Here is a 17,067-nt window from a genome sequence, read left to right on the forward strand (position 1 = left end):
GAAATAGCCTAAATTGCGCCCCCAAACAAAACCCTACCGTTTTGGATAGAGCATCTTTCCTTTCCATATATCATTCGGATCCTTTCTTACGGACTTTCACTGAAAAGCTCGCGCAAAGCCCCAAGGGGAATTTCCAGATTCGGGGACTTTCCGGCAGTTTGGATATGGTGGTTTTTACGACCATTGTTCAGCGAATGGGAGGATTTCATCTGATTATTGCTCAGGATAAAGAAGAAGCTGCCTATCTCAATACCGACTTGCAAAATCTCACGGGCAAGGAGGATTACCTGGTTTTTCCTTCCAGTTTTAAAAAGCCCTACCAATATGAGGAAGTGGACAATGCCAATGTGCTGCTTCGTTCCGAGATTCTCAGCCATGTGCTTAATGCTCAGGAAGAAGATCAAATTCTGATCACCTACCCTGAAGCTTTGTATGAAAAGGTAATCAATAAGCGATCCCTTCAGGAAAATACTTTTCAAGCCCGAGTCGGAGAACAGGTAGATATGGAGTTTGTATCCGAACTCCTCCATAGCTATGATTTTGAGCGGACGGATTTTGTCTACGAGCCTGGGCAATTTGCCATTCGAGGAGGGATTTTGGATGTTTTCTCCTTTAGTAATGAACATCCCTATCGTTTAGAGTTGTTTGGAAAGGAAATCGAAAGCATTCGGACCTTCGATCCCGAATCTCAGTTGTCCATCGCGGAAGTCGATCTGATTTCCCTGATTCCCAATACACAAACCAAATTATTGCAGGAAGTAAGGCAGTCATTCTTGGGCTTTCTGCCAGAAAAAACCACCCTTTGGATTAAGGATTATCAGTTGACGGCTGATGTGATGGAAGAGTGTTTTCATAAGGCCGAGTTGGCTTTTGATCAGATATTGGCCAAAACCAATCAGACCAAGACCGTTCTAAAACCAGAAGATCTTTTTGAAAGGGCAGATGATTTCATCCGACAGGTGAAGGCCTTTAAAATCGTGGAATTTGGGAAGCAGTTTTACCTCAAGGGTAGCGATCATTTGAATTGGGATTCCAAGCCACAGCCTTCTTTCAATAAAAACTTTGACCTCTTGGTGAGTACCCTTGCTGAAAATGAAAAGCAGGGACTTACCAATTTGATTACCGGTGAAAATGCCAAGCAAATCGATCGCTTGGTTGGAATTTTTGCAGAACTCGATCCGACTTTACAGGTTCAGACCATGCTTTTGGGATTGCGGGAAGGCTATGAGGACAAGCAAAATAAACTCATTTGTTATACGGATCATCAGCTTTTTGAGCGATTCCACCGCTATAGATCCCGAAAGAAAGCCAGCAAATCCAAGGCCCTAACTATCAAAGAGCTAAAGGCTCTGCATCCAGGCGATTACATCGTCCATGTGGATTATGGGGTGGGTCGATTTGCCGGATTGGAAAAGGTGGAAGTAGGTGGAAAAATGCAGGAAGCCGTTCGCCTTGTCTTCCGGGATGATGATTTACTTTATGTCAACATTCACTCACTCCATAAAATCTCGAAGTACTCTGGACAGGAAGGGCAAATGCCAACCATGTCTAAATTGGGGTCGCCGGAATGGGAAAATAAAAAGAAGCGCGCCAAGAAGCAGGTCAAGGATATTGCCAAAGACCTCATTGCCTTGTATGCCAAGCGTCGTTCAGCTCATGGCTTTGCTTTCTCCAAAGATTCGGTATTGCAAGTGGAGCTGGAGAGTTCCTTTATATATGAGGATACTCCAGATCAAGCCATGGCCACGAGTGATGTGAAGGCCGATATGGAAAAAAGTTATCCCATGGACCGCTTGGTTTGTGGGGATGTGGGTTTTGGAAAGACTGAGGTTGCGATCCGAGCCGCCTTCAAGGCGGTCAATGATGGAAAGCAAGTGGCGGTCTTGGTGCCTACGACCATTTTGGCTATGCAGCATTTTCAGACTTTCAAAGAGCGGCTTTCAGGATTCCCGGTTACTGTGGATTACATCAACCGATTCCGCACAGCAAAAGAGGTTAAGCAGATCGTGGAAGAGGTAAAATCAGGAAGAATCGATATCCTGATCGGTACGCATAAAATTGTGAATAAAAGCCTCGAGTTCAAGGATTTGGGCTTATTGATTATAGATGAAGAGCAGAAGTTTGGGGTGCGTGTCAAGGATCAATTGAAAAATATCCGTGTCAATGTGGATGTACTTACCTTGACGGCGACTCCGATTCCTAGGACCCTGCATTTTTCTTTGATGGGAGCACGGGATCTTTCCGTGATTTCCACTCCCCCACCCAATCGGCAGCCAGTCACTACGGAAGTTCACTCATTTCAGGAGGAAGTCATTCGAGATGCAGTAGCCTATGAGCTACGGCGTGGAGGTCAGGTATTCTTTGTTCATAATCGGGTTGGTGAGATTGATAGTATTGCCAATCTGATCAAGAAGCTGGTGCCGGATGCTCGAGTCATCGGTGCACACGGCCAAATGGATGGGAAGAAATTGGAAAAGATCATGGTGGATTTCATTGAGCATGAGTACGATGTGCTTGTTTCCACCAATATCATTGAATCCGGTCTCGATATCCCAAATGCCAATACCATTATCATTAACCGGGCACATATGTTCGGATTGAGTGACCTTCACCAAATGCGTGGTCGAGTAGGAAGAAGCAATAAAAAGGCCTTCTGTTACTTATTGACTACTCCTATGTCAGGTTTGACTCCTGAATCCAGGAAGCGATTGCAGACTTTGGAGGAATTCTCAGATTTGGGAGATGGATTTAAGGTAGCAATGCGGGATTTGGATATCCGAGGAGCCGGGAATTTGTTAGGTGCCGAGCAAAGTGGATTTATCACGGACCTAGGCTTTGAGATGTATCATAAAATCCTGGATGAAGCGGTGCAGGAGTTGAAGGAGAATGAATTCGCAGCTCTATTCGAAGTGGATTTGAAGGAGAAAGTAAAGGTGCTGGTTCAGGATTGTACGGTGGAAACGGATTTGGAATTGCTAATTCCAGAGGAATATGTTGCCAATATCAGCGAACGCTTGAGTTTGTATTCCAAGCTGGACTCCATCAAGGATGAGGAAGAATTGGGTCAGTTTGCTCAAATGCTGGATGACCGCTTTGGACCTGTTCCGCCAGTGGTTCAGGATTTGATGGAGACGGTTAGATTGCGATGGAAGGCAGAGAAGCTAGGAATTGAAAAATTGGTGCTGAAAAATGGACAGATGAAGTGCTATCTCTTGCCATCCGATCGAGGGGATTTTTACTCCTCACCTATCTTCCAGAAAATCATGGCTTTCGCGCAAATAAACTCCCGATACTTTAAAATAAAGGAGTACAAGAATCGTTTGATTCTTACGATTTCAAATGTTTCCAGCATTTCTGAAGGCCAAAAATGGCTGAAAGACATGCTCGAAAGCTAATTTTACAAAAATTTAACTGGCATAAATATTGCAGTTTCGCACTGGAATTTTGCAGATACCTTGTGATTTGGGCAAGTTTGGCAAAAATCAACGTTTTCAGCCGGTTGGCAATGATTGCAAGTCCATCCGAATGAACTTATATTAGCAAATCAAATTGGGCAAAAAAACCTCTTTTCATATGTATTCGAGTAAGAAATCTTGGGGACTTTGGGCTACAGCCTTATTGATCGTAGGCGGGTCTATTCTATCCTCTTGTAACAAAACTCCAGGCTACGGTCGAAGAACTGCAGCCAAGCCGGGTAAGCGAAGTGCTACCACTGGTGCAGAGTTTTCTTTTGACGAGCAAGACACAACTTCATTCTTTGTAGCGAGAAACGCAGAACAGATTCCTGGTCCAAACTTGAAATTCATCCAAGGTGGCCGTGCTGTTATCGGTTCTCAGGAAGAAGATATCATGGCATTCCGTGATAACTTGGAGCGAACTGTGACAGTGGCTAATTTTTACATGGACGAAACAGAAATCACCAATAATGATTATCGGGAGTTCCTGTTTGACATGAAGAAAAAAGTGAGCGCAGACTCCTTGTTGAAGCTAGAGCCTAGAGAAGATGTTTGGGGTGGTGCTTTGTCATTCAATGACATGTACCAGTCTTACTATTTCCGATTCCCAGGTTTCAATTTCTATCCGGTAGCTGGTGTTTCTTGGAAGCAGGCAAATATCTATGCGAAGTGGAGAACTGATTATGTTCAGGAGTTGATCCGTCAGGAAAGAGAATTGGATTCCACCTTTACCAAAGCCCAATTGATTGAAAGAGGTGTGGCTATGGCTGATTTCCGTCTTCCTTCTGAGGCAGAATGGGAATATGCAGCCAAGGCGATGATCGGAACCCAATATTTAGATGAGAATCAAGAATACGGACGTATCTATCCTTGGGATGGTCGTGGCGTTCGTAACCCATATAACGTGAAGCGTAAAGGAAAGCAAGGTGATTTCTTGGCCAACTTTAAGCGAGGCCGTGGTGACTACGGAGGTATTTCCGGTAATCAGCGAAATGACGGTGAAATTCTACCTACCAACGTATATGATATGGCTCCAAATGACTTTGGATTGTATCACATGGCCGGAAATATGAACGAATGGGTATATGACGTGTATCGTCCGATGACCTTCCAAGACGCAGATGACTTAAACCCACTTCGTAAAGATGGATATGGTGACGAAGCTGAAAACTATGAGGTTTCCATGCTAACAGATGAAATGCGTGTTTATAAAGGAGGAAGCTGGAGAGACGTAACTTATTGGTTGGCTCCAGGGACTCGAAGATTCATGCATCAGGATTCTGCAACCAATCACATTGGATTCCGATGTGCTATGATCTCTATCGGAGAAAAAGGAAAATAATAAAGGTTAAATCAATAAAAGAAGGCTAGCTGAATAATTCGGCTAGCCTTTTTTTGTTTTTTGAATTTCCCTAAATGGACTCGGAAGTACGATGATAATAGGCGATATTGAATTTATATGTGAACAAATATATCTTTTAGACTGATGAAAGCATTAATGATTGTTTTAGGTATTTCTTACATCTGCATTTTTATATACACGTCCATAAGGATTCTTACTGATACCCATTCTACGTCCAAATCATTAGCTTATTTTATTTTGGTATTGGCATTTCCGGTTGTAGGTATTATAATTTATTTCTCAATTGGGATAAACTATCGTCATCTAGCTTCTACTTTTAAAGGCAAAAAAGTACAAGAGGAGATGGATGCCGCTTTTCCCGCTTTGGTGCCTGATCAGACCGACTTACTGATTTCCTCCTCACCTAAAAGATTGAGACAATACCATAGGTTAATCACATTTTTGAAGCAAATAGGGGGAGAAAATTTAAGCGAAAATCATTTTCAGCTACTTATTAACGGAGAACAAAAATTTCCTGAGGTTCTTGATACCCTGGCAAATGCCCAACACTTTATTCACATGGAATATTACGATTGGGAAAACGATTTGCGTGGAAATCAAATCAAGGAGGTGCTATTAAGAAAAGTAAAAACAGGAGTCAAAGTTCGTGTCCTTTATGACGATTATGCCAGTAGGAAAATCAAACGAAATATTGTTAAAGAATTAAAAGAAGGAGGCGCCGAAGTCTATCCCAAGATCAGAGTAAAGCTTCGGAAGATAGCTAATCGAATGAATCACCGGGACCATCGAAAGGTGATTATTGTGGATGGACATTTTGGATTTGTAGGAGGAATTAATGTTTCGGATCGGTATGACAACTCTATTGATACAGGATTGTACTGGAGGGATACACATGTTAAAATTTCGGGCCCTTTGGTTTATAGTCTTCAGAGACATTTTATCGTGAGTTGGAATTCTTGTGGTGCACCCGAAATATCTCCAACTGGAGATTTGTTTCCTGAATTTACTAGTGAACCTCAAAAAGGAATCCCCGCACTTGCTCAGATTATTGCTGGAGGCCCGATTTATCCAATGTCAAACATCATGTTGACTTACTTTCATTTATTTACCATCGCAAGGGAAAAACTATACATTACTAATCCGTATTTTATTCCGAATGATAGCATCCTTGACGCATTAAAAGAGTCAGCCCTTTCTGGAGTAGATGTTCGGATTATGCTTCCAGAAAAATCCGATTCAAGCTTAGTGGGAGCGGCTTCTAGGTTTTATTTTGAAGAGCTTCTTGAAGCTGGAGTAAAGATATTTCTATATAGGAAAGGATTTGTTCATGCAAAGACAGTGGTAGCTGATTCCTTTATTAGTGTCATAGGCACAGCAAATATGGACATTCGTAGTTTTGATTTAAATTTCGAAATCATGTCTGTTATCTATGGGGAAGAAATGGGTAAACAACTTGAGGATGTCTTTTTAAATGATTTAAAAGAATGTGTAGAAGTAGACATGGAATCTTGGCGGGAAAACACTTTTTCAAGACGCCTTATTTACGCTATAGCACGCCTTATTTCCTCATTTCTATAAGTTATATTTCTTTCCATTCCAATAAGCATTTTTCTATAGCATCCTTCAATTTATTCTCGTCATTATTCTTTAAATGATCGGTTCTAATGGGGAGTCTAAAGATTTTATTGGATACTCAATTTCTTACATTTTTTTAATTCTGTGGAAGGTATAGGTTCCGGTTTGGAAGTTGATTTCGTAACATTTTTCCAAATCTAATCCCATGGTTTATTGATTATGGGATATTCCAAATCCAAGAGAATGATCTAAAAACTGGAAATGCGCCTAATTTGCCCCCCCGTTTTTCTTACAGATTTCGCCGTGACCTCGATGTTTCCTGTAGTAGCTTTGGAGAAAGGGGAAACTTCAAAAGGTGCTTGGCCAAACCTTCTGGGTTATTATTTTATATTCAATTTTCCTGATTCTCTTTTTTTGCTGCCCAAGTCTTCGAAATAAATTTTTCTATCTGGGTAGAGTTTTAAGACTTGAAATCTAAAAGTCACCTTTTTGATGACACCCTTGAAAAAGGGTTCTCATTAGTATTTTTTTATGAGTCTTGATTTTGATTTTTATATTTATTGTCAAACAAGCAGGATCAAAACAGAAGAATTACCTTGGAAATCCTTCATTCTCTCATCAGTAAGCCGAAATTAACAGGGAAAGAGTTTCTTAGGGAGCGATTAATTGAAAGGCTTTCTTCAGGATGCGAGAGAAAGCTTCTTTACATATCTGCGGGACCTGGATTTGGGAAAAGTGTCTTGGTTAGCCAATGGATTGACCACAAAAAGTCAAAGTATATTTGGATTTCCTCAGATAAGATTCTAAACAATCCAAGTGTTTTTGCCCAATATATTTTTTATGCATTAAAAAAATTGGACTTGACCTTTACTTTAGGGTCTTGGGAGATATTTTGTCAAAATCTGGAAGATAACCCCAGCTTTTCTCTTTCAATCCTAGTAGATTTATTTGAAGAAATAAATGAACCAATAATTTTAGTCATAGATGATTTCCATCTTCTGACCCATCCTTTTTTCGACCGGCTTTTTGTACAGTTTTCCAGTTTTCCATCAGAGAATTTAAAACTTTGCCTTATCACTAGGAAAGATACCCTAAGTAATCTTAATCAATTGAGAATAGGTGATTCAATTTGTGAGGTTAGGGCAGATGATCTTTGTTTGGATGAAATTGAAATCGCTCTGTATTCTACTGAAGTTCATGAGGTAGAACTTAATGAAAAGGAGTTAGAATTCATCCAGAAAATTACTGAAGGATGGCTTTTGGGAATCAATCAATATTTATTTCTGTGTAAGAAAAACTCTCTAGTTAATATTGATCTAACGAAGTTTAATCTTCTTAATTTAGAAAAGATCTTCTTGGAAGAGTTACTAGAGATTTCCCCTCCTTCAATAATTAAGACATTAAGAATATCGAGTCTGTTTGACAGGTTTTCGGAATCATTGCTTCAAGAAGTAATCAATGGTTCGGAGGACGAGCTAGGTTTTCCAATTCCCTGCCAATACATACAAAAATTAAAGGAGAATAATTTTTTTCTAATTCAGCTTGATTCTGAACAGACCTGGTTCAGGTTTCATCACCTTTTTCAAGCCGCCCTAGTTAAGTATACTAATACTTTAGAATTTGAATTAGAGAGGGAATCTTTCTTGAAAAGAGGAAGTAATTGGTTTTTGAAACATGGATTCTTCGAAGATGCGATATTAAACGCATTGAAAACTCAAAATGAAGAATTTGCCATATCCCAATTATCAAAAATTAAATATCAGTTACTGAATACGGATCAATATTTCCGTTTGAAGCAAATTGTATCGAATTTTCCACTCGAATCACAAGAGAGACAACCGGAGCTCTTAATTACCAAAGCCATAATTCTTGAAAATGAGGCTAAACATGAAGCTCTTTTTCAGCAACTCAGGTATATAGAGGAGCAGGTAGATTTTAAGGTGGTTGATAAGCAAATCAAAGCCGAATTTTTGATTTTTAAAGGCATGGGCAGCTATTTTATCGGCAATTTTGATCTGGCCCTGAAGCTTTTAAACGAAGGGATTGAATTGAATAAACCTAAAGCAGAGTCGATCTGCACCTTTGCAAATGCATATAAGGTTTTTAGTCTTAATGCTTTGGGAAGATATACAGAAGCAATCAGGTTTCTTGATAGACATCTTGATTCTTTATTTCCAAATCAAACACAAAGTATTGTCAGAACGCACGTTGCCAAAGCATTATTATTAAGTATCAGAGGGGATTTTAATAATTTGGAGCCTCTTACAAATCGAATTCTGAAAATAAGCAGGGAATTCAATTATTATGAAAGTCAAGGTTTTGCCTTGTATTTTCTTGCCGATATATACTACAGACAATATAGATTTGAGTATTTAAGTCAAATTTTTGAAGATGCTTATGAAAAAAGGTATTTAATTCGATCTGTTTGGTTTTTAAAATTATGGGCCATTAAGGCATTTTATTTTTTGCGAATTGGAAATCAAAAAGAGTTAGATCGAACTATACAAGAAATCAATCAATTTAGCGATGCCAGTAATTCCAGTAATTTAAAACACCTAGCGGAAGCTTTGATTCTTGAGATTAACCTTCAAAATGGGAAAAGTTTTTTTGCAAATTCTTCGTTTGCAAATGTTGACTTTGAACTTTACCCACCCATGTTTTATCATTACTTCACTCAGAATACCCTTTTGAGACTATTGTTAGAGCGCGATGATGAACAATCACAGAATTCATTTGAGGATAAAATTCTTAGCCTAGAGGGTTATGCTACCCAAATATCGCACGCCGGAGCCTTAGCTAGAATTAACATTCTTCATGCGCTAAAATCCTACAGGAAAGGTGAAATGACCAAATCAGAGGAATATATTCTAAAAGCTATTTCCATTTCTGAAAAAGCGAATGATTATATGGTCTTTTCGGAATATGGGATAGAGTTATACCATTTACTCAATGAAATTACCCCAACGAAAAAATCGAGAATTTTTATTGATAGGTTAAGACAAATCCTTAAAACCTTATTTCAGCGAGAAATTAAGCTGAATTCAAAATTTCAAACGGATCCAATTTTAAATCAACGTGATATAAAGATTTTATCCTTGGTCGCTGAAGGATATAGTAATTCAGAAATTGCTGATCAAATGAATCTATCTCTGAATTCAATAAAAAAATACCTTTCCAATATATTTTTAATCCTTGAGGTGAAAAATCGTACCAGCGCAATTCTAAAAGCTAGGGATTTGGGCATTTTTAAAAGTTGAAACTTCTCTATCCTCTTTTGAGATATCTACTTTAGTGTATTGTTTGACTGTTTATATGCAAATACCTTACATACAATGTATGTATCATATAAACAGTAATTGTGATGAATTTCTTAAGATTTTCCTTGGTATTTGCTTCATTTTTCTTGATTTCGGAGGCATCCATTGGACAAGAGTTCGATATTGTTATTAAAAATGGTAGAGTAATCGATCCCGAATCTGGACTAGATGCTGTGCGAAATGTGGGGGTCAATGGAGGAACCATTGCTATAATTACTCAGCAAGACATTTCTGGCAAAGAAACTATCGATGCTTCTGGAAAAGTAGTTTCTCCAGGGTTTATAGATCTTCATGCTCACGGACAAAATATAGGGGATTACCGAATGCAGGCTATGCAAGGGGTAACCACAATGCTAGAGCTTGAGTCGGGAATACTTCCTGTAGCTGGCTGGTATGAGGCTCAGGCAAAGAAAAATCTACCGTTGAATTATGGGGCGGCAGCAGGCTGGACCTATGCAAGGATCGCGACATTCTCTGATACGGAGCCTGAACCCACGGTGGCCTACTTTCAAGATGCTCAAAAAGATTCGGAGTGGAAGATGAACCTAGCCTCACCTGATCAGATGGATCAAATCCTCAATTATGTTCAGCAAGGGTTGGATGAGGGAGGTTTAGGCATTGGAATCAATGCTGGATATGCTCCAGGATATGGATCCAAGGAATATTATGCGCTGGCAGAAATGGCTGCCAAAAATGGAGTCGCTACCTACACGCATGTGCGCTACGCCAGTAATATGGAGCCAAAAAGTTCATTTGAAGCTGTGAAAGAACTTATCGCCAATGCCGCCATTACAGGTGCGCATATGCATATATGCCATATAAACAGCACTTCCCTCAAAGACATAGATGCTACCATGGAACTCATTCACAATGCCTTTGAACAGGATATTAATATTACTGTGGGAGCCTATCCCTATGGGGCTGCTAGCACCGTGATAGGGGCCGCTATGTTTTCAGGGGATGGCTGGCAGGAACGTATGGGAAGTACAGCCAATAATTTTCAATTGGGTACGGAACGAATGACTGAAGAACAGGTGGAGGATTATCAAAAGAATAAGCCTGGGACTTTTATTACCTGGCACTTCCTCGATGAGAGCAATCCTGAAGATTTGGCTTTGTTGGATAAATCAGTTTTGGATCCGAGAGTAGTGATCGAGTCTGATGAGATGTTCTGGATGTTTTTTGATGATCAAGGTGAAGTGGAAAATTATGAAGGGGATGCATGGCCTTTACCAGAAGGTTCCTTTAGTCACCCAAGGTCAAATGGTACGTTTGCCAAGATTCTGCGGTCCTATGTCAGGGAAAGAAACCTGATGACCTTAGGTGAAGCCATCCGAAAAATCTCCTTAATGCCAGCCCAGACCCTGGAAGATTTTGTTCCCCAAATGAAGAAAAAGGGCCGGCTTCAGGAAGGGATGGATGCAGATATTGTGGTATTTGATCCTAATACCATAGCCGATATGGGTACTTATGAGAAGCCAAATCAACCTGCTATAGGAGTGCAATCATTATTGGTAAATGGGCAATTGGTAATAGTAGATGGTCAGCTGAAAATTGATGTTGCTGCCGGAAAACCGATTAGAAGATAGGTTGTATAGAGCCAATACTCTAAATACCTCAAGTTAATTCTTAAAACCCCAGCTTAAACAAATTAATATGAAGAAGGCAATTCAATATTTTATCATTACAGTTTTTGTGGCTATAACTTCAAGTTGTGGCGATGAAACTACGGTAAGTAAGGCTAACCGGCCCTCAGCATCTACAGAATTCGACATTGTAATCCTGAATGGTCGTGTAATGGATCCTGAAACAAATTTCGATGGAATCCGGAATGTGGGAATCCTAGATGGTAGGATCGCATTGATCACAGAGGAAGAAATCTCTGGCAAAGAAACCATAGATGCAACAGATCAAGTCGTGGCTCCAGGGTTCATTGATACCCATTTCCACTGGCAGAGATTGCTTGGTTACAAAATTGGAATTCGGGACGGATTGACCTCCAACTTGGACATTGAGTTGGGTTGTGTCGGCACAAAGATAGATCAATGGTATGCAGACAGGGAAGGTAAGTCTCCAGCCAACTATGGTACAGGTTCAAGTCATGAATTGGCTCGAGCGGCAGTGCTAGATGGCACAGACCCCTATGGCGATATAGATGCATTCCGTACCCGTGCATTAGCACAGGGATGGGCCCTGACCAAGCCAACACTCGAACAGGGTAATCAAATCCTGCAGATTATGGACAAGGGGTTGCAGCAAGGTGCTTTAGGCATATCGAGTACGCTCGGCTACATGAGAGAGGGCATCAGTTCACGCGAGGTTTTTGAAGCTCAAAAAGTTGCAGCTCGATATGGAAGAGCCTATCAAGGACACACTAGATACACACCAGATAATGATGTTGGCGAGGCCAATGGCGCACAGGAACTTATCGCCAATGCTCTGGCACTTGACGCTCCGGTTGTAATTTCTCATTTCAACAATCCTGGTTGGAGACTTGTACATGAGCTAATCACACGGTTAAGAGAGCAAGGTCATAACGTTTGGGGTGAAATTTATCCTTATGCAGCCGGATCTACCACTCTCAATGCCGTATTCCTGCAACCAGAGAACTGGATTGACCGATTGGGACATAAGTACGAGAACACACTACAGGATGTAGAAACTGGAGAGTTCTACACACGTGAGACCTATGCTAAGGCAGTAAAAGAGACACCGACCAAGGAAATTCTATTATGGAAGATGCCCCCAGAAGATGCTGTAGAATGGATTAAACTCAAAGGTACTACTATGGCAAGTGATGGGATGGCACCGATGAATGTCCTAACATCACCGTGGGATACGCCTTGGGAGGAGTTCGGCAATATGCACCCTCGTGGTGCGGGAGCTCGTGCCTTTACATTAAGACTGGCACGTGAGCATGACGTTCCCTTGATGCAAGTCCTTTCAATACTTAGCTATAACGCGGCCAAATACCTTGGTGATACCGGATTAAAGGCGATGCAGGAACGCGGTCGATTGCAGGAGGGCATGGTGGCCGACATCGTAGTCTTCGATCCGATGACTGTGACTGACAACGCAACCTTTTTGAACGGTTCAATTCCTTCGACCGGGTTCAAATCGGTGATAGTCAATGGGGTCCAGGTAGTAATCGATGACAAAGCAATCGAGGTCTATCCGGGACAACCTATCCGCTATGAGCCAGAAGATAAACCTCGTTTCGAACAGGTAAGTCTTGAAGCTTGGGAGGCTATTTATAATACATCCATTGAGATTCCGGGGAGCGAGTGTATTCCTGTGCCTTGGGAGAAATAACGTAGTTCATTTTTAAAAATTCATAAGCAATTACCTCAAATGAAAAATTCAAAAATTATTTCCCTGTTTTTTACTTTACTTATACTCACTTGTATTAAGAATGTAAAAGCGGATCAATCTAGTTTTAAGCCACTACCGGTTTCAACTGAATTCGACTTGGTGATTTTAAATGGCCGAGTTATGGATCCTGAAACCAATTTTGATGGTATTCGAAACGTTGGAATCAAGGACGGCATAATTGCTTTAATCACTGAAGATAAAATTTCAGGTAAAGAAGTAATTGACGCCACCGGTCATGTAGTAGCTCCTGGATTCATTGATACCCATTACCATGCGGTAGATGAATTTGCTACCAAAATGGCCTTGAGAGACGGTGTGACCACCGGTATGGACCTTGAACTTGGAGCTATAAATGTTGGAGCCTGGTACGACAAAAAGGCCAAAACTGGATGGCAAGTCAACTATGGAACAACTTCTGGCTTGAATCTTATCCGAATGATGGTTCATGATTCTGAGGTTGAATTCAATGAGCCTGTTGATTTTTCCATAACGCCGCCATACATAGCTGCTGCTGCTAAAGATGGCGTTCCCGGATGGTCTATTACAAAATCTTCGATTGATGAAATGAACCAGATTATGCAAATTCTGGATGAAGATTTGAGGCAGGGAGCATTAGGAGTTGGTGTTGGTGCTGCTTATATGGCTCGCGGCTTAACCAGTTATGAGCTTTACCTGGCTCAAAAAACAGCGGCAAACTACAATCGCTTAACCTCTGTTCATACCCGGTATCATCTTATAAATGATACACCCACTGAAGCACCTATTTCTTTTGATGAGGTATTTACAAACGCGATGCTTCTTGAAGCCCCATTATTAATGGCACATGACAATGATTATGGATGGTGGGAAATTGAGGAAAAACTGCAAATGGCCCGTGAAAAGGGCTTAAACATGTGGTCTGAATACTATCCGTATACAGCAGGTTCTACCCCGGTAAGTGCCGATTTTTTACGACCTGCAGAATGGAAGGATAAATATGGCTATACCTATGAAACCACACTTTATGATCCTATTGCTGACAGCTTCCTTAATGACGAAAGCTACGCTGATTTGATTCAAAATAATGCTGGTAGGTCTGTAGTAGTGTTTTTTCCTTACCGCGAAAAATGGCTGCCGTATTGGCTCACAGTGCCGCATATGACCTTAGCAAGCGACGCGATGGCTGGCGTTGGAGATGATGGAGAATTGCTACCATGGGATGCAGATTGGTCGGAATATAGAGGTCATCCAAGAACATCGGGCACCCGAGGAGCTACCTTTAGGTTGGCGAGGGAAAATGGTGTGCCTCTAATGTTTACCATTTCCCAAGCTAGTTACTGGGTAGCAAAGCACCTCGGGGATGCTGGGATTGAAGCGATGAAAATTCGAGGCAGAATGCAAGTTGGAATGGCTGCAGACATAACAATTTTTAATCCTGAGACGATTACAGACAACTCGGGCTTTAAGGTTGGTACTCATGGTATACCTACAACAGGAATTCCATATGTAATAGTAAATGGGACAATGGTAGTGAAGGACAACGAAGTTCTTCCTGTAAAACCCGGTAAAGAAGTTCGTTTTCCAGTTGAGGAAAAAGGCCGTTACAAGCCCATTGACCTTAATGGATGGCTGAATGAACATACCATTGGCCTGGATCCTGAATTATCGAAAATCCATACCGATGATGATTCAGGTGCAGGTAAATCTTTAGATGGAAAGAATTGAGATAGTAATATCATTTAGGAATCATTTTCAATTGTAGTAAGAGACTAATATAATATTGAAATGAACCCAAAATTGGTTGCCAAATTATCGGGCAACCAAGATGGGACTAGAATCACAATTCTGAAAAGGAAAACCGTTTGACTTTTCCTATCGGGTTAAGGCAAAAGAACGAAGCGAAATTGGAAAATTACTTACCAAGGTAAGCCCTCAATACCTGGCCTTATTAGCTTCTTATGATGCATTTTGACCTATCATCAATTTAGGTTTCTGAAAGTATCTGTTATCAAATTGACTTAAAATAAAATCGGACTATTTAACAAATTAATTATGAAGCAAAAATCGAAATATTGGTGGGTAATTCTTTTGAGAGGAATACTATTCCTTTTATTGGCCTTTTATGTGTTTTCAAATCCAATTGATTCCTTGGTAGGCTTAGCCATTTACATTGGAATAAGTTTAATGATAAGTGGGGTTTTACTCATTTTCACCTCCTTGGCCTCAAAAAATATAAATGGAGATTGGGGATGGCAATTAGCAGAGGGAGTTTTTGATATTTTATTTTCTCTGGTTCTATTATCCAGTCCGGGGATAACAGCGGCAACTCTGCCGTTTGTTGTAGGTATTTGGGTGATGGTTTATGGAATAATTCTTTTTGTTGGGTCATTTCAAAGTAAATCCTCAGGAGGGGAGTTTTCATGGGTTAATCTTTTTGGGGGAGTCCTTACAGTAATTGTAGGGTATTTAATAACCAATAATTTATTGGTTGGAGCTTTAGCACTAACCTATTGGATTGGATTCGGATTTTTAATTTCAGGTATTCTCAACTTGAATATTGGATTGAAACTGAAGAGTTAGAAGCCAACAATTCCACCTCATTCTATATCCATATTATTCATGAAACATTCGGCCATAGTAGTCTTTGTTGGTTTTCTCATGGGATATGCATTTGAATGTCATTCTCAAAATTGGCATCCAGGTGATTCCCTAAATATTATTGAAACAGATACCGCTAGGATCAACCAGTTTCGTAATAATATGATAGATTATACAGGCCAGGATTTGATAGATGCATCCTTTCCCAAATCCTGGCCATTATTTGGCACAAATGCCCGAATGGCCATAGGTGGATATATCAAACTGGACTATATCCAGGATTTCGATGGAGGATATGATAGGTATCAATATGAAATAAAAAATGTACCTATACCTGGAGATGGTAGGTTGCCTCAAAAGGGCTATATGAATATGCATGGCCGTGAATCGAGGGTAAATATTGACGTAAGAAGTATTTCGAAGGAAGGGGTCCCATATAGGTTCTATTTTGAATTTGATTTTTATAATCTGGATAGAGGAGGATTTTATCAGACCCCTAGATTGCGTCATATATATGCGGTTCTTGGACGGCTTTTATTTGGGCGAACTTGGGGAACACAAACAGATGTATTTGCCCTTCCTAGTACAATTGATTTTTCTGCCGGGGATGCAATTGTAGGTATAAGGAGAGATCAGGTTCGTTGGGAGGATCAAATCAATGATAAGATGAATTACGCAATAGCCATTGAAATGAACGATTTCACCGAAATTGATCCAAATGGTTTTAATGGGCAAGCAAGCAACTCCCTTCCTATGCTTGTAGGTAGAATAACAAAAGAAACAAATTCTGGAGGTAGATTATTTTTAGCGAGTTCTTTGTATCAGTTAAGATGGGATGGTCAGGATATCGGGCCAGATGATTCTGCTTTAGGGTGGGGGGTAAGTTTCAGTGGTCGAGAGTATTTAATTAAAGATAAGTTTTATTTTATTTGGCTTGGATCCTATGGGAAAGGATGGGGCTCAAATGTGATTTCTACTCTTGGTACGAATGCATCAGCCATAATTCAACCTAATGGAGAACTTGAAACAATGCCTCTGTGGAGTCTAAGTGGAGGAATTGTATATAATATTTCACCAACTTTATTGACTAACATAAGTGCTGCTTCCTTTAGCCTTGACCCATCTGATTACCGGGATATTGATCAAATAAAAAATGGTCATTCATTTCATGCAAATGTCATTTGGTCTCCAGCCAAATCTATAAATGCAGGTATTGAAATTATGTCTCTTTATAAGGAAAATGGAAGTGGTGACTCTGGCGTTGGAAACCGACTTCAATTGATGTTGAAATATCTATTTTAATTAAAAGGAACCAACTATATGTTTAATAATTTTCAAAGAATTTATGCTTAGTGGAGGTTTAATTTTGGTCCTTTGGTTTTATTCAAGTCTTTCCTTAACCCAAAAA

At 40.2% G+C, this 17,067-nt stretch carries 9 protein-coding genes; all 9 read left to right on the plus strand.

Annotation, left to right across the window (positions count from 1 at the left end; all coding sequences use genetic code 11):
• Positions 1–41 precede the first annotated feature (41 nt).
• The 9 genes from mfd (at position 42) to E4S40_RS06255 (ending at position 16,961) form a co-directional block, all read left to right on the plus strand.
• Positions 42–3,395, plus strand: a complete 3,354-nt coding sequence (mfd, locus tag E4S40_RS06215) for a transcription-repair coupling factor (RefSeq protein WP_135072280.1) — start codon at positions 42–44, stop codon at positions 3,393–3,395.
• Positions 3,396–3,573: 178 nt separating this feature from the next.
• Positions 3,574–4,797 carry a gliding motility lipoprotein GldJ gene (gene gldJ, locus E4S40_RS06220; RefSeq protein ID WP_135072282.1) on the plus strand — a complete coding sequence of 408 codons (1,224 nt, stop codon included), beginning with the start codon at positions 3,574–3,576 and terminating at the stop codon, positions 4,795–4,797.
• A gap of 144 nt (positions 4,798–4,941) precedes the next feature.
• Complete coding sequence (gene cls / locus E4S40_RS06225; RefSeq protein WP_135072284.1) at positions 4,942–6,396, plus strand: cardiolipin synthase; 1,455 nt, start codon at positions 4,942–4,944, stop codon at positions 6,394–6,396.
• Positions 6,397–7,550: 1,154 nt separating this feature from the next.
• The gene (locus tag E4S40_RS06230) at positions 7,551–9,650 is read left to right on the plus strand and encodes a LuxR C-terminal-related transcriptional regulator (protein ID WP_135072286.1); all 2,100 of its coding nucleotides are present in this window, start codon (positions 7,551–7,553) and stop codon (positions 9,648–9,650) included.
• A gap of 104 nt (positions 9,651–9,754) precedes the next feature.
• Positions 9,755–11,299 carry an amidohydrolase family protein gene (locus E4S40_RS06235; RefSeq protein WP_135072288.1) on the plus strand — a complete coding sequence of 515 codons (1,545 nt, stop codon included), beginning with the start codon at positions 9,755–9,757 and terminating at the stop codon, positions 11,297–11,299.
• Between the two features lie 67 nt (positions 11,300–11,366).
• Entirely contained in the window at positions 11,367–13,022 is a 1,656-nt protein-coding gene (locus E4S40_RS06240; protein ID WP_135072290.1) for an amidohydrolase family protein, read from the plus strand.
• Positions 13,023–13,061: 39 nt separating this feature from the next.
• Complete coding sequence (locus tag E4S40_RS06245) at positions 13,062–14,786, plus strand: amidohydrolase family protein (RefSeq protein WP_202615342.1); 1,725 nt, start codon at positions 13,062–13,064, stop codon at positions 14,784–14,786.
• A 327-nt stretch (positions 14,787–15,113) separates the two neighbouring features.
• Complete coding sequence (locus E4S40_RS06250) at positions 15,114–15,641, plus strand: HdeD family acid-resistance protein (RefSeq protein WP_135072292.1); 528 nt, start codon at positions 15,114–15,116, stop codon at positions 15,639–15,641.
• Positions 15,642–15,680: 39 nt separating this feature from the next.
• Complete coding sequence (locus E4S40_RS06255; RefSeq protein ID WP_135072294.1) at positions 15,681–16,961, plus strand: DcaP family trimeric outer membrane transporter; 1,281 nt, start codon at positions 15,681–15,683, stop codon at positions 16,959–16,961.
• Positions 16,962–17,067 lie beyond the last annotated feature (106 nt).

This window comes from Algoriphagus kandeliae (assembly GCF_004571135.1).
Lineage (GTDB): Bacteria > Bacteroidota > Bacteroidia > Cytophagales > Cyclobacteriaceae > Algoriphagus > Algoriphagus kandeliae.